This window comes from Myxococcus xanthus (genome assembly GCF_013116825.1).
Classification (GTDB): domain Bacteria; phylum Myxococcota; class Myxococcia; order Myxococcales; family Myxococcaceae; genus Myxococcus; species Myxococcus xanthus_B.
Genome location: NZ_JABFNS010000055.1, coordinates 33,560 through 52,960 on the forward strand (window position 1 = coordinate 33,560; position 19,401 = coordinate 52,960).

A 19,401-nucleotide genomic window follows, 5' to 3' on the forward strand; every position below is an offset into this window, starting at 1 on the left:
TGCTGGATATGTCCCAGCTTCCGTCATAGCGGCTCAAAGCAACTGCCGGCCCCTACAGGCATGTCGCACGGCTCCGGGATACAAAGGTCCCTGCCGTGCGCACCCTTCGACTGCCACGTCTCTCCTCGCTTCGCGCCTTCGACCACCCCGGCTACTTCGCCGTCTGGGTGGGAGCCCTGGTCTCCACCATCGGCACCTGGATGGAGACGGTGGCCATGGGCGTGTACGTCACCGAGGCCACGGGCCGCGCCGAGTGGACGGGTGGCATCGTCGCCCTCACCTTCCTCCCCGCGGTGGTGCTGTCGCCGGTGGGCGGCGCGCTCGCGGACCGGTTCGACCGTCGCGCCTACGTCGCGCTGGGCACGGTGGTGCAGTTGGTGCTCGCGGGCGTGTTGACGCTGCTGGCCTTCACGCACCGGCTCAGCGTCCCCGTCGTGGCCGTCATCTCCTTCGTCCACGGCTGCGCCAGCACGCTCATCAGTCCCGCCTTCGCGGCGATGCTCGCGGAGCTCGTGCCGCCCCGGGACTTGCACAGCGCCATGAGCCTCAACTCGGCGCAGTTCAACCTGGGGCGCATCATCGGTCCGGCGCTGGCCGCGCTGGTGCTGAGCATGGGCGGGACGTCCTGGGCGCTGCTCATCAACACACTGTCCTTCGTCGCGGTGTTGGTGGCGCTGTCGCAGGTGAAGACGCTGACGCGGACGGCCTCGAAGGCCACGCAGGGCCTGTGGCGGCAGATTGCCCACGGCTTCTCCGTGGCGCGGAGCGATTCGGAAATCTCGCTGATGCTGTGGGGCACGCTGCTGGTCGCGGCCCTGGTGGCGCCTTTCATCGGCCTGGTGCCGGTGTTCGCCATCCGCGTCTTCGGCCAGGGCGCGGCGGCCACGTCGCTGCTCGTCACCTGCCAGGGCGCGGGCGCGGTGACGGCCGCGCTGCTGGTGGGCACGCTGGTGGACAAGCTGGGCCAGCGCAAGCTGCTGGGCCTCGTGGCGACGTCCATTGGCGGCGTGTCCACGCTGTACTGGCTGTCGCCCACGCTGCAGGTGGCCGCCGCCGTCATCTTCGTGCTCGGCGCCAACTACATGATGCTGATGAGCGGGATGCACGCGTACTGCCAGTCGCGCGTGCCCCGTGAGCTGCAGGCGCGCATGAGCAGCCTGTACAGCATGGTGCTCGGCGGCGCGTACGCGTCGGGCGTGTGGGGCCTGGGCGCATTGGCCGACCGGATAGGCATCCGCTTCGTCACCGTGAGCGCCAGCGTGCTGTTCCTCGCGCTGGTGCTCACGCTGCGGCTGCTGCGCCCGCGGCGCTTCGATGGCGCTGGCGCGTAGACGAATCCACCCCTGGGCGTCAGAGAAGCTCCTCGCGGCGGTGGGTCGCCCACCCTGTGGGCAACTTGGGGATGCCTCCGGGCGTCCCCACCTTCCTCGTGAGCCGGGCGGCCGGGCGTGCCCCCGGCGCTCCGCGGGGACCTTGGTGCGCCGCGAGCGCGCTCCGACATTCAGCTTCGGAGCGGTACCCACTTCGACGAGGAGCGCACCATGCCGAACAGGAAGTACGACCCGTACACGGGAGGCAAGGAGGCCGCGAAGAAGCCTCCCTATGCGCCGGACCGCGTGGAGCGGGGACTGGAAGCCGACGACACCCTGCCGCTGTACTCCGCGGACTCCATCCGCGACACCCGCGAGGAGAAGTTCGCCCTGGACAGTGACTCCGAGGTGGGCGGTTACGTCCCCGACATCCGCAGCCCCATCGACGAGGCGGACGAGTTGGAGCGCGAGCGCCGGGGCCGCGAGCGAGCCGAGGAGCGGCAGGTCTCCGACGAGGAAGACGAGGCGCGCAACCGCTGAGCCGCAGGGGAGGGCCGGACCTTCGGACCTGTACCCCGTGAAACACCGGGCCGTGGCCCGCGAGCAATTGTCTCGCCACCACGGCCCGGGATGACTGCCTGCGTGCTACTTCGCCGCGCGCGGCACCGGTGCTTCATCCGGCTCGATGGGCACCAGCTTGCCCAGGCCGAGCGGCGTCACCTGCTCCTGGATGGTCGCCGGGTCACCCACGAGGACAATCTGCATCATGGCCGGGTCCAGGTACTTTTCGGCCATGCGCTGCACCTCCGCGGCGGTGGCGTCGCGCAGGCCCTCCACGGTGCGGTTGAACTCGTCCAGCGGGCGGCGGGTGATGAAGAGCGCCGCGGCGCTGGCGCCCAGGCCCTCCACGGACTCGAAGGCGCCCGGGAAGGCGCGGATGAGGCCCTCGCGCGCGGCCTCCAGCTCCTCGGCGGTGATGGGCCGGTCCTTCAGGCCCGTCAGCTCGTTCATCACCTCGCTCAGGGCCGGGCCCGTCACGTCCTGGCGCACGGAGCTGTACGCGGTGAGCGGCCCGACGCCCAGGCGCGGAGAGAGGCTGGCGCCCGCGCCGTAGCTGTAGCCCTTGTTCTCCCGCAGGTTCATGTTGAGGCGGCTGCCGAAGAAGCCACCGAACACGGTGGTGGCCAGCTCCAGCGGGTACTCGTCCGGGTTCCCCGCGGCGATGCCCGCGCGGCCCACCAGCAGCAGCGTCTGGTCCAGGCCCGGCTTGGGCACCACGTACACCTGCTGACGCGGTGGGGCCTTCGTGGCCGGCGGCGGAGGCGGCGGCGTGGCCTTGTTCTTCGACCAGCTGAAGTGCTTCTTCGCCAGGGCCACGCCTTCTTCCAGGCTGATGTCACCGGTGAGGATGACCGCCTGGGCCTTGGGGCCGGTGTGCTTCCGGTAGAAGCCCATCACGTCCGCCAGGGTGAGCCCCTGCACGGACGCGGGCGTGCCGTCGGGGAGGTGCCCGTAGGGGTGCTGCAGCCCGAACACGGCCTCCAGGTACGCCATTTGTGCCAGCACACCGGGCTGCCCCATCGCGCGCGCCAGGTCCGCGAGCTGCTGCTTCTTGCGGCGCTCGAAGGCGTCGAGGCTGAAAGCGGGTCGCAGCACCACGTCCGACAGCAGGGCCATGGCCGCGTCCAGGTTGCGCGTCAGCACGCGCACGCCCACCTGCGCGCCGTCCGCCTGCACGTCCATGGCGGGAGTCACACCCAGGTCCGCGAAGGCGTTGTCCAGCACCACCGTGTCCCGCTTGCCCGCGCCTTCCAGCAGCATGCGGTACGTCAGCTCGGCGAGCCCTTCCTTGCCCTTGGGGTCCTGCGCGCTGCCCGCGGCGAAGGCCACGCCCGCGAACACGAGCGGCAGCTCCCGCCGCGTGCTCACGATCACGGTGATGCCGTTGTCCAGCTTCGCGCTCTGGAAGGTGGGCAGCACCAGGTCCGGGGCCTTGCCGGGCTGGGGCGGCGTGGCGCGGAAGGACTCGGCGTCAGCCGTGGCTTCGGCCGGGGCCGCCTTCTCTCCCAGGGCGGGCGAGTCCGGATTGGCCGGCGCGGGCTTCGGGTTGCTGGCGCAGGCGGCCAGCGTGGTGACGAGCAGGGCGGAGAAGAGGCGGCGCATCAGTGGCGCTCCTTCGAGTCGAGGGGCGCCTGCCGACGTGCGGGCGGCACCGCGTGGAGGATGACGCGCGCGCCGGGGCGCAGCGTGTTCTGGGCGAACTGCTTCACGGCTTCGGGCGTCACCGACTCGTAGCGAGCCAGGTCCTGGGCCACGTAGTTGGGCTCGCCGACGAAGTGGTTGTAGCTCTGGAGGACGTCCGCCTTGCCGCCGAAGCCGCCGACGGACTGGAGGCCGGCCAGCGTGCGCGTGTCATAGCGCGTGCGAGCGCGGGCAATCTCCTCCGGGGTGATGCCCTGCTGGCGGACCTCGTCCAGCACCGCGTCCACCTCATGGAGCAGCGTGTCCGTGGACACGCCGGGCCGCGCCACCACGTCCACTGAGAAGACGGACTGCGCGCCCTGGCTCTGCTGGGTGGCGCTGACGCTCTGGGCCAGCTCCTTGTCCAGCACCAGCCGGCGGTAGAGGCGGCTGGCCTTGCCGGTGGACAGCGCGGTGGCCAGCACGTCCGCGGTGGCGTCCCCTTCCTCCAGGTACGCGGGCGTGAGCCACTGGATGGACAAGAGCGGCAGCCGGGCCACGCGCTCCTCCTCGCGCAGCACCACGGGCGCGGTGAGGTTCACCGGCGCGACCTCCGGCCGCTGCGGCCGGGCGTGGCTGGGCAGCGTGCCGAAGTACTTCTCCACCAGCGCCTTCGTCTTCGCCACGTCGAAGTCACCGACGATGGCCAGCGTGGCGTTGGACGGCGCGTACCACTTGCGGAAGAAGTCCTTCACGTCGTCCACGTTGGCCGCGTTCAGGTCCTTCATCGAGCCGATGACGTCCCCGTGGTACGGGTGCGGCAGCGGGAAGAGCGCGTGCCACGCCTTCTCGCGGGCGGCGCCGTAGGGCGCGGTTTCAATGGATTCGCGCCGCTCGTTCTTCACCACCTCGCGCTGCGTCTCCAGCTTCTCCGGCGTGATGGCGTCGAGCAGGAAGCCCATGCGGTCGCTCTCCAGCCACAGCGCCGTCTCCAGGTGGTTGCTGGGGACGGTCTCGAAGTAGTTGGTGCGATCGAAGCTGGTGGTGCCGTTGAGGTCGGTGGCGCCCAGCTGTTCCAGCCGGGCGATGTGGACGTCGTCGGCCACGTTGCGCGAGCCCTGGAACATCATGTGCTCGAACAGGTGCGCGAAGCCGGTGCGGCCGGGTTGCTCGTGATACGCGCCGACGTGGTACCAGATGTTGACGGCCACCACCGGCAGCTTCCGGTCCACGGAGAGGATGACCTCCAGGCCGTTGGGCAGCGCGTATTTCTCATACGAGATGGCGAGCGCCTCGCGGCCGGGCTCCAGCGGCTTCGCCTCTTGATGTGTCGGTGTCTGGGCAAGCGCCGGCGACCCGCTGAACACGAGGGCTGCGGCGACAAGGGCCTTCATTCGGAACAAGGTGCCTCCGGGTCTCGATGCCAATGACTCACGTGACGCGCTTAGCACGCACGTCCGGTGACGTGGGTAGGGAATGGTGGCCGGAAAGGACCGCGCCCCGGGATGTTGGTTCCTGGTCAGCGTGAGAGACTGAAATCATGTCCGTCGAAGTCCCATCCGGTGCCCTGCCCCGCTGCGCCCTCCATCCGGGTGCGCTCGCGGGCGCCACCTGCCAGCGCTGCGGCGGCTTCGTCTGCACCGAGTGCACGACGTGGGTGATGGGCCGGATGTACTGCCCTCCCTGCGCCGTGCGTCCGGAGGTGAACTACCTGGAGACCTTCCGGCTCAAGCTCTGGGGACGGAGAGACGCGAGCGCCTGGCTGGTGGTCGGTGTCACGGAGCTGCTCCTCTTTCTGGCGCTGGGGGCGCTGATGGCGGGGAGATTCGGCGTCGCGCTGGCGTGTCTGGCCAGCGCGGGCGTGGGCCTGGCGTTCTTCCTGGGCATGCGCTGGGCCCGCGTGGGCCTGCTGGCCGTCCCGCTGCTGGCCATGCTGCTCGCCGCGCCGTCGATGGGCGCGCCCGCGCTGGTGTTCTTCGTTCCGCTGATGGTCGCGGTGAACATCTTCCGCGACACGCGCAGCCGTCTCTTCTTCCGCCTGGAGGTCCCCGAGCGAGAGCTGCGCCGGCTGTGGGAGCTGCGGGCCAACAACCCCCTTGCACGGCATGCGCTGTCCCTGGGCGTGGGCTCGCTGCTCCTGCTCGTGCTCACGCCGTTGCTGTCCGTCCTCGGCGTGGGGTTCGTGTTGAGCCTCATCCTCATGGCCATGGCCATGCTGGCCCTCGTCCTGGGCGCGGTGGCGCTGCAGCGGGTGGACCCGGAGGCACGGCCGCCCATCGGGAGGCGCTGGGAGGCGTTGGGCGCCATGGGCCTGGCGCTGGCCTCGCTGACGTTCGGGTTCATGCTGCATGGGCAGCGACTGGTGGAGCTGCTCGGCGGCGCGATGGACTGACGGCGGCGAGACGGTGCCGCCGGTGCATGGCTCGCTTCCCGCCCTGGCGTCCCGGCGCGCGGGGGGCGGACGGTGCCTGGGGAACGTGGGGTGCCCACGCTCAGGGAAGAGACCCAAGCCCGACACCGAGGAGGCCACCGTCATGGCGAACATACGTGAGGAGCAGGGAGAGGCAGCGGAGGGCCGGAGCGCTACGCCCAGCCTCAAGGAGCAGCGCAGCGAGTCGCATGCGGCGCAGACCTATGCGGTCTTCTTGAAGGACCTCGAAGCGAACGCGGGCGTCGTTCGTGACCTGGCGGAGAAGGCCGCGCAGTCCGTGCTGTGCCTGCTGGAGCAACGCCTCATGGACACCGAGGCGAAGCACCTGGAGGCCCAGCTTCCGCGGAAGGTGAAGGACATGCTGAAGCGGTGTCCTCAGCACGAGGGCAAGGTCGCTCGGAAGTACAAGCTGGAGCAGTTCCTCGCCATGGTGGCCGAGGAGCTCGACACCACGCCCAACGAGGCCGAACGCCTGGCCCGGGCCGTGTTCGTCACGGTGCGCAATCACATCAGCGAGGGCGAGGCCGACGACGTCATGGGCCAACTCCCCGCGGACCTGCGCTCGCTGTGGGTGCCCGAGGCCTGAACCGGGGAAAGGAGACGAAGGACCTCACGGTCATCAACGCGAAGGACTCATTGAAGGACGCCGCGCTGAAGATGCGCGAGCTGAGCGCGGGCCGTCGCCGCAAGGACGCGTAGCGCTTCGAAGTGGAATGGATGCCGGGTGAACTCATCCGCCCGGCACCCCGCCCTACTCACCGAGCAGTGACGCCGCCAGCGCGCGCACGTTGGCGGATCCATCGTTCGTGGCCACATCGCGAAGCAGGGCCGCAGCGGGAGCTTCCACGGCTTGCAACTGGCCCAGCAGCCGCACCACTTCGATGCGGACGCGCTCACTTCGCTCGGTGCGCAGCACCCGGGCCAGCGCTTCCATGTGGGCGCTGACGACCCGCTGAGAGACAGCCTTCACCGCGAGCGCACGAACCCGCGGGCTCGGGTCGTCAAGCATCACCTGGTCCAGCAGGGCATCCACCGCCGCGCCAGGGATGGCACTCAGTGCCTCCGTCGCCGCACCCCGCACAGCCGCCTCCGGATGCACGAGCGCCGACTTCACATAGGCCAATCCCACCGGCGCCCCAGCCCGGGCCAGGGCATCCAGACAGACCTCGGGCTCCAAGGCACCCGTGCGGCAGCGCCTCACGAGTCCCTCCACCAGCGATTGGCTCCGGCCCGGCTCCGCCACCTCCAGCGCCTTCGACAGCGCCCCCATCGACAGCGCCGCCGCGCTCCTCACCCCCGCGTCCCGCGTCCCATCCACCACGCGCTCCAGCGCATCACCGAGCAGCGGCGAAGGCCGTTCCATCCGTCCCACGGCCCGTGCCGCGTGGGCCCGAATCTTCGGCCGGACCCGTTCCCCCTCCAACACGGACACCAGCGCCCGCTGCGCCTCGGGCGTCCCCGCGCTGGCCAGCGCCTCCAGCAGCTGCTCGGAGCGCACCGCGTTCACGGAGCCCTGATGAATCAGCGCCACGGCCCGGTCCACTTCCGTCAGATTCTGTCGGAACAAGGCCGCCAGTCGCAGCCGCGCCGGGTCCAGGTCCTCGCGCTTCGCCAGGGCCCGCAGCAAGTCATCCAGCGTCGCCCCCTTCACGAGCCGCCTGTCCCGCGCCTCCAGCGAAGCCCCCTCCATGCCGGTGGAATCCGTGAGCCGCTCCGACCGCAACGTCGCCCGCGTGGCCTCAAACGGCCTCAGCGACGAAAGCAGGTAGTCCATGCCCACGTGGGTCAACGCGACCCGCGTCTCCTCGCGGATGCGTGGGAACCTCGCGCCGCCTCCGCCCAACTCCACCACCTCCGAGCCCGTGACCTCCTTCACGCGCCCATCCGGGAACAGGGTGAAGTCCAGGTGCCCTTGCAGCCGTGGAAGCACCGCCGAGCCCGCGCGCAGGTAGCGCCGCTTCGTCTTCACGTAGGTGTTCGCGCTGCCACCCGCGCGGTACACGGCTTCGAGGTCACCGCGCGAGTCCGGCTCCTCGGTGCTCCAGCGGGGACCGTCCTCCGCCACGAACTGCGTCGACGCGAGCAGCAGGCGCACGAGCCGCCGCGCCGCCGCGTCCTGCGCCGCATCGAAGTGCACGGCCATCACCCGGCCCCGCACGTCCTGGCCCACGTACACCGGCCGCTCGAACATGCCCCGGAGCACCTGCAGCGCCGCGTCACCAGTCACCAGCGTCTCTCCAGATTCCACGGCCACCCGCGTGGGCACGAGGTGGCCGGAGAACAGGTGCTGTTCTCCCTCCGCGCCCAGGTAGGTGAGCGCGAACAGGCCGCTCCATCCGGTGTGCAGGGACTCCCGCGCGCCAGCCGAACGCTCCGTGTGGGTCCGGAGGTCCAGGTCGAACGTGTAACGAAGCCGGTGGCCCACGACGAGCACCCGCTCCCGCCCCTTCACGCCCGGAAGGTTCTCCTCGGGCTCCGGTGTGGGGGCTTCAACGTCCAAGGCGTGTGAGGCAACTGGCGGTGCCCTAGGAGTAGCCGGCGTCTGTGTCTCCTGGCCTGCACGCCACAGCGCGGCCGCCGTGAGCACGGCGAGCAGCAGGACCAGGCTCTTCAGGCGCGGGCTCACGCCCCCGCATACGCGCCCGAGCGTCAATCCTGGTTGCGCGTCAGCCGGACACGGCCCGTTTCACGCGGGCGCGTGTCGTCCGACATGAAACAAAGGTACGGCTGTTTCAGGGATTGCCGAGCTTCAATTCCAGCTCCGCCAACTCACGCTGCACGGTGGCGTCCGTCATGCGGAGGCCCTCCACCTTGCGCACCGCGGAGATGACGGTGGAGTGGTCCTTGCTGAAGCGCGCGGCGATTTCCGGGAAGGAGCTCTTCGTCAGCTTGCGGCTGAGGTACATGGCCACCTGGCGCGCATGGGCCAGGGCCTTGTGCCGGCGGTCTTCCTTCAGCGACTCCACCGTGACCTTGTAGAAGCGGGCCACCTCGCGCTGGATGGATTCCACGTCCACCGCGCTGTGGGCGGGGAGGATGTCGCGCAGCACCTGGGACGCGAAGTCCTCCGTCACCGGCTGGCGCGTCAGGCTGTGCACCGCGGACAGCTTCACCAGCGCGCCTTCCAACTCGCGCACGTTCTTCTGGATGTGCTTGGCGATGAAGTGCGCCACCGAGTCCGGCAGGTCCAGACCTTCGGCCACGGCCTTCTTCTGGAGGATGGCCACCCGCGTCTCGTAGGTGGGCTCGCGGATGTCCGTCAGCAACCCCATGGCGAAGCGGCTGCGCAGCCGGTCCTCCAGGCCTGGAATCTCCGAGGGCACGGTGTCGCTGGTGAGGACGATGGCCTTGTTCATCTCGTAGAGCGTGTTGAAGGTGTAGAAGAACTCCTTCTGCGTCTCCTCACGCTTGCCGAGGAACTGGATGTCGTCGATGAGGAGCACGTCGCACTCCTCACGGAACTTCCGGCGGAAGTCCCCCATGCGGTGCTCGCGGACGCTCTCTACGTACTCGTTGGTGAACTGCTCGCTGGAGAGGAACACCACGCGCTGGGACGGATCCCGCTCCCAGATGAGGTTGCCCACGGCCTGGAGCAGGTGCGTCTTGCCCAGGCCCGTGCCGCCGTAGATGTAGAGCGGGTTGTAGTGGTGGCCCGGCTTGTCGGCCACGGCCTGCGCCGCGGCGGCCGGGAGCTGGTTGCTGTCCGCCACCACGAAGGTGTCGAAGGTGAAGCGCGCGTTCAGCCGACCCGGGCGCGTGGCGCTCGCCTTGACTGAGGGTGTGGGTGGAAAATGCGGGTCCGGCTCCAGGCCCTCCACCACCTCATAGGCGATGGAGGTCAGGCCCTCCCCCATCCGCGCGAGCTGGACATCCAGCATGGGGCGGTAGTGGTCATCCACCCAGTCGCGGAAGAAGCGGTCCGGAACGCCCATCACCAGGGCGCCGTCACGCACCTCCAGGGGGCGCATCCGCTCCAGCCATCTCAGCGCGTAGTCGAACTTCTCCTGGCGGATGGCATCCAGCATCCGAGCCCAGAGAATTCCAGCACTTGGGAGGGGGGTAGCGGCTTGGGCGAGGGCGTTCACGCGGGACTCAAACGTGCGGGAGCAGGGGGAAAACGAGGCGTTCGGCGGTGCTAACAGACGGTTCCTGGTGGATCAAGCAACCGGCCAAAACCGCCGCGACCTCAAGGGTTTTTCCCAACACGGATGATCCGCAACGGACATGCCACCTCAGCCCGGTTGTGGATCATCCCCTCCCCTACCCCAAGGACTGGGGGCCATCGTCAGGGTGTTCACTCAGGGTGAATTCATCGCGGTCCCCCGTCCAGTTCAGGTCCCGAGCAGACCGCGGATGCGCGTGTGGAGCTGGGCGTCAGGCACGTCCTGGGTGAGCAGGTGCTGGAGGAGCTGGCGCACCTCGGGTGCTCGCTGGAGGTAGGGCTCCACCACCGTCACGAGGGTGTGGTGGTTCTCCACGGGCACGCGACCGGAGAGGGCCAGGTCGCGCAACTGGCGCAGGGCCGATTCGTCCAGGTCCCGGCGGCCCAGCGCCGTCAACGCGGAGGACTGCACGGGCGCGTCGGTGTCCTCGGTCATGGAGAGGAGCATGCGCATGGCCTGGGGCGTCTGAATCTTCCGCAGCGCGCGGGCCGAGGCCCGGCGCACCTGCGCGTCCGCGTCCTGGGCGTAGTGGGCGATGACGTCCACCTGCTCTTCCAGGCCCGCGTTGCCCAGCGCGAGCAGCAGGTGGGCCTTGTCCTCGGGCGTGCGCGCGGCGCGCAGCTCGGCCCCGAGCTGCTGGACGGCGGCCAGGGACTCCGCGTCCTGCTGCTGTCGGTAGAGGGCGCCAGCGGTGGCGCCCAGGGCGTAGGCGGTGGCCACGCGGGTGTCGTCACGGGCCGCGCGGTGGGTGCGCTCGATGAAGCGCACCGTGTCAGGGGTGGGGCTGGTCAGCAGCGACAGGCGGCTGAGCAACATGCGGTAGCCGGGTTCGGCCAGCGCCTGGGGGCTGGACAGGGCGCGCACCAGCGCCGTCTGCGCCTCCGGCGTGCCCGCGCCCGCCAGCAGGTCCAGCACCAGCGCCCGGCCACGCGGCTTCAGGGTGGACTGCTGGAAGAAGTCGGCCAGCCGCGCGCACAGCTCGGGCTGCTGCTCCAGCAGGCCCGTGGCCTGGAGGAGGAAGTGGTTGTGCTCCGGGAAGGTGCCGCCGTTGGCGTACTTCTCCATCAGCTCGAAGAAGCGCTCCGGGGTGAGCCCGTCCACCTGCTGCGCCAGCATCCGCTCCCGCGCGTGGGCGTCCGTCACCAGCTCGCCCGGCGCGAGCCGCTGGAGCTGCGCGGCTGGCGCGGTGGAGGCTTGCGCCACCACGAACCGGTCCCGCTTGCCGGGCTCCAGGCGGAGTTGGATGTGCGAGGTGGCGGTGGGCTCGCCGCCACCGGTCGGGCGGCGGAGCACCCGCTCTTCACCGGAGAGGCGCTCCAGGACGCCGTCCGCGTCCAGCGTCAGCTCGAAGCGTGAGGCCACCTCCACATCGCCGCTGCCGGTGCCCATGCCGCGGGGCTCCGGGTAGGCCAGGCGCCGCTTGAGGATGCGCGCGGGCAGGGCGCCTTCGTCCAGCCGCGCGTACTCCGTGAGCGCCGTGCCTCGCGACGTCAGCTCCTCCACCTGCCAGGTGGCGCCGTCGCGCAGCACCCACTGGAGCTCGCCGGCCAGCGTCTGCACGGTGTTCTTGAAGAGGGAGGGGTCTTCCTCCTGGAAGGAGACGGCGCGCAGGGTGCCGTCGGCGTCCAGGTCCAGCAGGGCCTCGCGGCCAGTGAAGGTGGCCGCGACGGCCGCGGCGTCCGGGAGCAGCGCGTGGCCAAACAGCTCGAGCGTGTGCTCGTGGAGGTTCTCCAGGCTCAGCCCCACGCGCAGGGCGGTGCCCTGCGCGGGGTGGCTGCGGAGGACCAGGTCTCCAACGAAGTGGGCCCGGCCCCCCATGGCGGTGGGTTTCTGCTGCGACCCGGCGAGGCGCACCTCGGTCCGGGCCGTGTAGTCCATGCGGTACGTCCGGCGCTCCCCCACGGGGAAGTGGACCCGGAGGGGCGTCGCCGCTGGAGGCGCCCCGGTGACGGGGGCCTGGGTGTGGAAGAGCCAGGCGGCTCCCAGGAGCAGCAGTGCCAGCAGTGCACCGCCAGTGATGACCTTGCGTGCGTTCATGGGGCGTCTCCAGCGGGTGCGGGGATTACAGCAGGGAGCGGAGGTCGACGAGGTTGACGTTGAACGCGTGGTTGAACAGCTTCACGTTCTCCTGGATGCCGTTCCAGCTCACGAGCGTCTCCTCGAACTCCGCCTCGAAGGGCCAGACGCCCACCTCCACGTAGGCGGCGATGCTGCCGGACAGGAAGGTGAACTTCAGGTCGGAGTTCCCCTCCATGCGCAGCTTCAACTGGCCCCCGGACGACGCCAGCCAGACGCGGCCGTCGAGCGGGACGGCGGCGTGGACCAACTGGAGGCGGCCCTTCACGCCCGCCTCGATGATGAAGAGGTCGACGCTCGCGTACAGCTCACCGTCCACCTGCGCGTAGGGCTTGATGTGTCCGGCGACGCCCAGGTTCGTCACGCTGCACGCCGTGGTGCCCGTCACCGTGTGCTCCGCCGTCAGCGCGTATTCGAGCCCCACCACGCCGGCCACCTTGGCGCCGAGCGTGACGGGAACCACGACGACGACGAAGGTCGCCTGCGCGTTCACCAGCGTGGCCTTCTTCTCCTGCTTGCCGGACACGATGTTGAACTGACCCAGCGTCAGGTCTTGATGGATGTCCACCAGCGGCACGGTGTTGTCGAGCACGTCCAGGTCGATGTCCGCGCGCTTCTGCGTCACCTGCAGTTGGGCGTTGATGAGGTTGGCGCTGATGCCCAGGGCGCTGCCGGTGGCGGTGAAGCTGCCCGTCATCTCCGGGGAGAGGCCGCAGTCAGGCGTGTACTTCACGTTGTTGATGGCCACGGCCACCTGGTAGTTCGCGGTGGCGCCGAAGGTGTCATTGCCCAGGCTGTAGCTGTCACCGGACTCCCAGCGCAGGCGGGGCTGCGCCGTCTTCGGGTCCAGCATGGTCCCCACCGTGGAGGACAGGGCGCGCAGGTACTGGTCCCGCCGGGTGAAGTACGTCTCCAGGCGTGAGGGGCTCGTCGTGTAGTCCTGCGCGGGGAAGTTGACGGTGCCGTGCTGCAGGGGCTTCGCCTTGAGGTCCGGGAAGTCGTCGCGGGTGTAGGTCGCGCACTTCTGGAAGTCCTGCTCACGCGCGCCCTGGTAGAGGTTCATCACCCTGCGCGCGAAGCGCTTGGGCGACCAGTCGCAGGGAGCGGCCGCCTTGCCAATCTGGAAGTTGAGGCAGCCTTGCGCCTGGGCCTGCTGGAGCGCCGCTTCGATGACGGCATCCAGCGAGGCCAACTGGTAGAGCTGGGGGATGAGCGAGTCCTGGGGCTCGTCGTCTGTCAGGTGGCTGGACGTGCCCGGCTCGGCCTTCAGCATCCCCGGGAGGGGGCGGTAGCGCCGGGCCAGCTCCGACGTGATGGAGGTGACCAGTTCCTTGCGCTGCTGGACGAGCGCGGCGAACTCCTCCTGGAGCCGGTCCAGCTCGTACATCCGCTCATCCAGGACGTTGGCGTTGCGAACGGTGCTCATGCCTAGGTGCCACGACCAGCTCTCGTTGTAGTAGCTGGCGCCGTTCGCCAGGGTGGACAGCGTCGCCTCGGGCAGGACGGTGCCGTAGAGGTTCAGCGGACGGTCCAGGTCCTTGAGCTGGATGAGGGCCGCGCCCATCACGCCTGGAATCACGACCACCCGGTCCACGTCGCTGGCGCTGATGGTGACCTTGCCCTGCACGGGAGGCGGCACGGTGAAGAACTCGTTCTTCGGTGCGCCGGCGGGGAACTGGATGGCGGGTTGGATGGGGGTGCCGTCCTTGCCGCGCTGCACCGGGTCCGCAATCGAGCGGGTGCCCATGGCGGAGGCGGGCACGCTGCCGCCGCTGGGCGCCTGGGCGTAGGCGATGTTGAAGATTTTGCGGTAGTCGGTGCCCGAGGAGGAGATGGCGTCCTCGAAGACGCTGTAGTCGTAGTACTTCTCGTGGACGTACTCGCGGCAGGAGTCGACGGTGTTGCCGGAGTTGTTCCACGCGTTGCGCTGGGAGATGCGCGCCATGCGCATGAGGGAGGCCGCCTTGGTCGACGCGGGGAAGTAGGTCCGGTCGCGGTGCGCGGTGCCCAGCATGAAGCTGGAGAGGCCGCTCATGTAGCGGGCGTTCGGGTTCTCCGCGACGAAGGCCACGCTCTTGGTGGCGGCGTCTGGCGCAATCTCCTGGCCGCTCGCGTTGCGGGTGACGGGCACCAGCACGGTGCGCTCGGGCAGGCTCGCCACGGCGTTCAGCGCGGCGTCGCGCACCAGGACGTTGCAGGTGGCGTTCGGGTTGGTCTTCGCCGCATTCCGGGCCAGGTTTGCGCAGAGGGTGGTGGGGTTCTGGCAGTCCTCGAGCGTGGGGACGTAGGCATTACAGAGGAGGATGGGGTTCGGCACCGGGATGATGGGGGGGAACGATTGGGCCAGGACGGGCGCGGAAGACATGACAAGTCCGAGCACGACGACCCGGGGTCGCGTGAGCAACGACATGCGGACACCTTTGTGTGGAGTTTGCGAGAGAACGGGCCTTCAAAAGGTCCTTCGCAAAAAATGATGGTGTCCCTGGATGGGTATCCGCGGCCCCCAGCGCTCTCAGGTGTTGTGAGTCCGAGGCGGGTGGGCACCCGGGCTGGCAGGCCCACGCTGGAAAGAAGCACCTGGGAAACAGACGTCCGCGCTGTTCACGGTTAGACTCCCGCCGCCGTGCGTTGGGCGGTGGTCGGCACCGTCAGTAGCACCCAAGCCTTCATGGCCCTACCTCAGGCGGTCCGATCGGCCGGCTGGGCGTGGGTTCCCGGGTGGGTCAGGGTGATCCACTCGACCTTACCCAGTTTTCCCACACGCGTGGAAACGCGACTTTCGCAAGTAAAGTCGACGGGTTAGGAACGTAAAAACCTCCGTGCGGTAGATGTGCGCGGGGTGTCTACCCTAGTAGAATGGCCTTGGGGTAATCCAACATAGTGGGGCCAAGCCCGTACTATCGGTACGAGGCGAGTTGGCGAACCTTCGACGGCTATGTCGAAGTATCTGGAGGACATCTCAGCAAGGCCCTCGCTGTCCGCGACCGCGCGTTGCGACAGGTACCTTGGCCTCAATCGACAGATGCCTCAGAGAGTGCAAATGCGGCGGGACTCGTTCCTACCCTTGGAACGAACCCCACCACACCTTTTTTCCTCACAGTTGTTCTGCGACGCCACTACCGCGACTTGATGTTGTCGAGCATGGCCAAAGTGCTCTTCCCCATCTCCGCAGCTTGCTGAGGCGAACCCAACCCTTCTTCAGTCCGCTTCAGGTACTCGCGAAAAAACTCCTCACTCTTGCGCAGGAACTGCATCCGCGCCTCAAGTGGGGCATCGCGGAGCGGCACGGTCGTAGTCGGCCGCTGGGACGAACTCAGCACCGGCGCCGACTTCGTGTACCATAGGCCCCACCGCCCATCACGCCTCTCAAGCGAGACGGACTCCACGCTCCGAGTCAGCGCGACGAGCAGAGCTAGCGCGTCAGTCTGCCCAGTCGTGTTCGGCGGATCGTTTAGCTCAAAGGCCGACATCGAGATGCCCAGCATCGTCCCGAAGTGCCGGGCGCGCTCGTCGCATAACTCGACCACCTTGGTGACTTCATTTTGAGCAAGTTCTAGCTGGCTCGGAATGGGGCGGAGAACCGCCTGGGGAAACGTCAGCGGCGCTGGAACACTCGCAGCGGAGGTTCGCGCTGGGCCTGGACGGATACTCGGCGGACGCACGTCAACCGATTGATTGGAGTTCTTCTTCATCGCTGTCTTTCTGGAGGACCGCGTTCAGCTCCCCCAGCGCAAGGGAAATCCGTGCGCGCCCGATCAGGGCTCCATCACTAGTAATCCTCGCCCAATTCTTGTCAACCCCAGCGACCATGTCGCCGGACCTCGAGGACACTCCACTATGGCGAAAACCGGCGGAGTACGGACGCCTCCGCCGGTGAATCGGTGGCCCGCGGAAGGCCGAACTGCTCCTCACCCATCGGTCTGTTCGGCCGACTCACTCCCCTGTTTCTTGCGCTTGGCTGCCGTTGTCCGCTCACGGAACTCGATGTAGAGCTGCCTCTCCCAGTCGGAGGCACTGGACGGGTCAAGGTCGTTCAGGAACGCTCCGAAGTTGGTGTAGAGCTGGCCGCCAGGCTGGCCCTGTCGCGGTCCGGATTCGACGAAGTCCGCAGCCTCCTTGCGGCTCTTCAGCCTGCGGACCTCCTGCTCAAACTCGACCTGCGCGCGCCAGCCAGCGTTGAACTTCTCTTCCTGCTGCTGCTTCGCCGTCTTCCGTGGGGCCATGGAACCCTCCATGCGGCGCGCCATTGCGCCGTAGTGGAGAGAAGGGGCGGCGCTCACAAGTCGAATTTCGCGGGATTTTCTGAGGGAGATTTCCTCTACGAACTTAACTTGCGCGAATTAAATCGCTTCAGGTCTGTATCGGAGGCGGCCGTCGGAGGGCAGCCTTTGTACCGGGCGGTGCAGGTTACCGAGCTACCTTGCGCGCGGATGTGGGGGTGGTGGGCCTGGCAGGGACTGTCATTGTGGATGGATCGGGGCGTCGCGAAGTACTTGGGATGTGGCGTGCTAGACATGGTGCGGGGCAATTGTTGAGATTGGCATCCACTCTTTCCAGGGGGTGCACATGGAGTTCCGCAAGACCACTGTCCTTCCGCTCAATGATGCTCAGGAAGCGCAAAGGCTGCTGAGGAAGCTCATCAATGATGAGCCCTACGTTCTATTCGTCGTGCTGGGAGAGGGACTTAGCCGCGAGCAGTTGGTGTCGAAGGCTGGCAAGTTCGCGGGACTGGAAAGCGACCTCAAGTGGGTGGTGTGGGCCCGCTCGCTGGAACAGGTGCGGCCTGAGATCGAGAAGCTGAAGGGCGATGCCCAGCTCAAGAACAAAGTCCTTACCGCTAGCCCCCAGGCATTTGTCCTGTCCTTCGCCGACGAGCTCTGCGACGTAATCGAGCAGAACGAGGCTGCCAACAACGTGCGGGTGGTGAAGGCCTACCTGAGCGGGCAGAAAATCTCATGAAGATCGCACTGCTGATATCCGTGCTGCTGTCGACTGGTGCGGCTGGTGGCGCTACCCCTTCCCTTGCTGACGCGCAGGTATTGCATCTCAAGGAAGTCGATGTGGATAGCAACGCCGTGGAAATTACGGCCAACATAGCCATTGTGGATATTGGCAGCACCATCCATATCGGCGTGACCCGAGATAATGCGCTCGCGAAGCTGGGAATGGCCGCTGGCGCCACGGAGCTGACCGCCACTCTGGTGAAGAATTCCAAGGTCCTAGCGGATGCACTCGCACAGGCCAATAAGGCGACGGAGCAACTGCGGATCGCCATGCACCTGTGGACCTCGAATCCGACGCCCGAGACGCTAAAGGCGCTCCAGGACGCCACTGGGAAGGCGGCGGATCCCGCGTTCAACATCGTGGCGGCGGCCACATCGGGTTCCCGCTTCGAGAACGTTCTTGATGCTGCCCTTGAGGCCGTTCCGCCCGAGGGCATCTCAGATCCCGAACTCTTCCGGCTTATCGCAGACGCGGCCGCAGCCGAACTGGTGTCCCTTCAGGCGGACTTGAGGCAATCGCTTCAGGAGGAGGGGGTCTATTTCATGCTGGGGGCCTGGATCGTGGGGAAGGATGGTAACCGGTCGGTGCATCTCGATGGCTTCGATGACATCAAACCCTCGGAGCGCTACGTGCTTGACCGCTGGAGCATTTTACTGACCCCAGAGCAACAATCGCAGCTTGATGCGGCTGGTAAGGCTGCGCACCTGTTCAACAGTGAGGGCGCTGGAGCTTTGGTACAGCGCACGGGCTTGCCCATGATCCTCAGTGCTTTCAATCGTGCGGCCCAGTCTCTAGAGAGCACTGATAAGAGCGCCCAAAATGTGGCCACCACCGTGGGAGGGCTCAGCACTGCCATCCAGGCGGAACTCATTCAGACGGCCACGGAGATGAGGCAGTATCGCGCTTTCCTGGAGGGGCTGATGCGCAAGTACCAAGCGGCCACGCCCGCCCCAGACTCCGGAGCCACGCTTCTTGCCGGCTTCAACGCCGACCTGCGCGAATCCATCGTCCGCGCCCGGGAGTTGGTCCGGAGGGTTAGCAACCTGCAGGTGGGCTTGGCAGCACTGCCAGGCTCATTAGGGCCACCCTTGCAAGAACTCGACAAGGCCCTGCGTTTGACTGTCACGGTGCTCAAGGCGGACATCGACGGGCTGGCAGAGGGGGTGGCCGCGCTGTTCTCCCTTGCTCGGGTCAACGCGGAACTGCTGGAATTCTCGAAAGAGGTCAAGCGGCACTCGGTCGCTTCGCTTCCCTCCGCGACGGTACTCGACCTGAATAACACCGGGCGCAGAGAGCCTGGGGACGCAGTCGTGTTCCGGTTTGCCGTGGGCCGGGGCGAGTCGAAGCCCACAGTGGTGGAGACCCGCCAGTTGACGATGTACCGCGTCCTGCCGCATTTCGACACGACTGTGGGACTCATCTTCGCGCGCGTGCCGGATGCTGTGGAGGGCAGCTCCCGGTTCCAGGCAGCACCAGCCTACAGCGTGCTGCTGAAGTGGGGCTCGCGGACGGAATCCTACGTCAACTCGATTGTCACCCCGGGCTTGGGACTCAATCTCTCCGCTCTGGACTTCAACCGGGACAACACTCCGGAGGTGGGCGTAGCGCTGACGTTGTCGCTGTTTCGGAACATCCTGCAGGCAGGCGGGGGCTACAACGTCTTTCGGGACCAGTGGTACTTCTTCTTCGGCGTCGGTTTGCCGATGCCGAACATCGGTGGCCTACCGACCAATGCGAGTTCGTCTCTACCGGATCCCTAAGCTCCCGGCAGCGGCGGGGCCGAGAGAGGCGGCAGCGGGAGTAGGGGGAGTACAGGAGGTGTCAGCGCTCATTCGGGTTCGAGTGGACATTTTCTGCCGCGGTAGGTGCAAGGGCACTTCGGACGCCATTCCATGGGCGACCTCCCACTAGGACATGGCCAGCCAAACTCTTAGGCGACTTCTCTGAAGGGGGTCAGCGAGTGGACTTGCCACCAAAGTAGAAGCCCATCACCGTTGCGATGAGGGTGATAATTGGGCCAAAGATAATGGTGAGTACGGCAACTAAGTCCGTCACAGGCGGGCTTGTTGCGCTAAAGGTGGGAACGATCGCAGGCGCTGCTGAGGACTGATAGCGCAGTTCATCTGGGCTGAGCGACGGAGTAACCGCAGTAGGCGAACCAGCCTGCTGCGTCGCTTGGGGAGATGGCCGCCAGAGCGAGCTTTATGCCCTGGTGCAAGGCGGAGCGGGTCCGCAG

Annotated in this window: 15 protein-coding genes; 7 read left to right on the top strand and 8 right to left on the bottom strand. The window is 67.6% G+C overall.

Going from position 1 to position 19,401, the window contains the following annotated elements:
- Positions 1 to 95 precede the first annotated feature (95 nt).
- Together HNV26_RS17915 and HNV26_RS17920 are read left to right on the top strand one after the other, a co-directional pair.
- The gene (locus HNV26_RS17915; protein WP_171442653.1) at positions 96 to 1,331 is read left to right on the top strand and encodes an MFS transporter; all 1,236 of its coding nucleotides are present in this window, start codon (positions 96 to 98) and stop codon (positions 1,329 to 1,331) included.
- 210 nt (positions 1,332 to 1,541) lie between these two features.
- Positions 1,542 to 1,850, top strand: a complete 309-nt coding sequence (locus HNV26_RS17920) for a hypothetical protein (RefSeq protein ID WP_171442654.1) — start codon at positions 1,542 to 1,544, stop codon at positions 1,848 to 1,850.
- Positions 1,851 to 1,955: 105 nt separating this feature from the next.
- On the opposite strand, the gene HNV26_RS17925 is transcribed toward HNV26_RS17920, so the two are convergent.
- Together HNV26_RS17925 and HNV26_RS17930 are read right to left on the bottom strand one after the other, a co-directional pair.
- Positions 1,956 to 3,473 carry a M16 family metallopeptidase gene (locus tag HNV26_RS17925; protein ID WP_171442655.1) on the bottom strand — a complete coding sequence of 506 codons (1,518 nt, stop codon included), beginning with the start codon at positions 3,471 to 3,473 and terminating at the stop codon, positions 1,956 to 1,958.
- Positions 3,473 to 4,885, bottom strand: a complete 1,413-nt coding sequence (locus HNV26_RS17930) for a M16 family metallopeptidase (protein ID WP_171442656.1) — start codon at positions 4,883 to 4,885, stop codon at positions 3,473 to 3,475. The genes HNV26_RS17925 and HNV26_RS17930 overlap by 1 nt, the downstream gene beginning before the upstream one ends.
- A 146-nt stretch (positions 4,886 to 5,031) precedes the next feature.
- Between HNV26_RS17930 and HNV26_RS17935 the strand changes: the two genes are divergently transcribed.
- The 3 genes from HNV26_RS17935 to HNV26_RS39005 all read left to right on the top strand — a co-directional run bounded on the left by HNV26_RS17935 (position 5,032) and on the right by HNV26_RS39005 (position 6,621).
- Entirely contained in the window at positions 5,032 to 5,883 is an 852-nt protein-coding gene (locus tag HNV26_RS17935) for a hypothetical protein (RefSeq protein ID WP_171442657.1), read from the top strand.
- A 142-nt stretch (positions 5,884 to 6,025) separates the two neighbouring features.
- Positions 6,026 to 6,508: a DUF2267 domain-containing protein gene (locus HNV26_RS17940; RefSeq protein WP_171442658.1), complete on the top strand. Its 483-nt coding sequence runs from the start codon at positions 6,026 to 6,028 to the stop codon at positions 6,506 to 6,508.
- Positions 6,490 to 6,621, top strand: a complete 132-nt coding sequence (locus HNV26_RS39005) for a hypothetical protein (RefSeq protein WP_301338485.1) — start codon at positions 6,490 to 6,492, stop codon at positions 6,619 to 6,621. Before HNV26_RS17940 ends, HNV26_RS39005 begins: the two co-directional genes overlap by 19 nt.
- A 52-nt stretch (positions 6,622 to 6,673) precedes the next feature.
- Here the strand turns inward: HNV26_RS39005 and HNV26_RS17945 are convergent, their stop codons facing one another.
- The 6 genes from HNV26_RS17945 to HNV26_RS17970 all read right to left on the bottom strand — a co-directional run bounded on the left by HNV26_RS17945 (position 6,674) and on the right by HNV26_RS17970 (position 16,408).
- Complete coding sequence (locus HNV26_RS17945) at positions 6,674 to 8,422, bottom strand: HEAT repeat domain-containing protein (protein ID WP_253816729.1); 1,749 nt, start codon at positions 8,420 to 8,422, stop codon at positions 6,674 to 6,676.
- A gap of 232 nt (positions 8,423 to 8,654) precedes the next feature.
- Positions 8,655 to 10,007 carry a chromosomal replication initiator protein DnaA gene (gene dnaA / locus HNV26_RS17950; protein ID WP_140859751.1) on the bottom strand — a complete coding sequence of 451 codons (1,353 nt, stop codon included), beginning with the start codon at positions 10,005 to 10,007 and terminating at the stop codon, positions 8,655 to 8,657.
- 246 nt (positions 10,008 to 10,253) lie between these two features.
- A complete protein-coding gene (locus HNV26_RS17955; RefSeq protein WP_171442660.1) occupies positions 10,254 to 12,122 on the bottom strand; it encodes a HEAT repeat domain-containing protein in 1,869 nt (622 codons plus the stop codon).
- Positions 12,123 to 12,147: 25 nt separating this feature from the next.
- A complete protein-coding gene (locus tag HNV26_RS17960; protein ID WP_253816731.1) occupies positions 12,148 to 14,526 on the bottom strand; it encodes a hypothetical protein in 2,379 nt (792 codons plus the stop codon).
- 751 nt (positions 14,527 to 15,277) lie between these two features.
- Positions 15,278 to 15,853: a hypothetical protein gene (locus HNV26_RS17965; RefSeq protein ID WP_171442662.1), complete on the bottom strand. Its 576-nt coding sequence runs from the start codon at positions 15,851 to 15,853 to the stop codon at positions 15,278 to 15,280.
- 216 nt (positions 15,854 to 16,069) lie between these two features.
- Complete coding sequence (locus HNV26_RS17970; RefSeq protein WP_171452836.1) at positions 16,070 to 16,408, bottom strand: hypothetical protein; 339 nt, start codon at positions 16,406 to 16,408, stop codon at positions 16,070 to 16,072.
- Positions 16,409 to 16,727: 319 nt separating this feature from the next.
- Here HNV26_RS17970 and HNV26_RS17975 point away from each other — a divergent pair, with 319 nt between their 5' ends.
- Together HNV26_RS17975 and HNV26_RS17980 are read left to right on the top strand one after the other, a co-directional pair.
- The gene (locus HNV26_RS17975; RefSeq protein ID WP_171442664.1) at positions 16,728 to 17,120 is read left to right on the top strand and encodes a hypothetical protein; all 393 of its coding nucleotides are present in this window, start codon (positions 16,728 to 16,730) and stop codon (positions 17,118 to 17,120) included.
- Complete coding sequence (locus HNV26_RS17980) at positions 17,117 to 18,925, top strand: hypothetical protein (RefSeq protein WP_171442665.1); 1,809 nt, start codon at positions 17,117 to 17,119, stop codon at positions 18,923 to 18,925. The genes HNV26_RS17975 and HNV26_RS17980 overlap by 4 nt, the downstream gene beginning before the upstream one ends.
- The last annotated feature ends 476 nt before the right edge of the window (positions 18,926 to 19,401 follow it).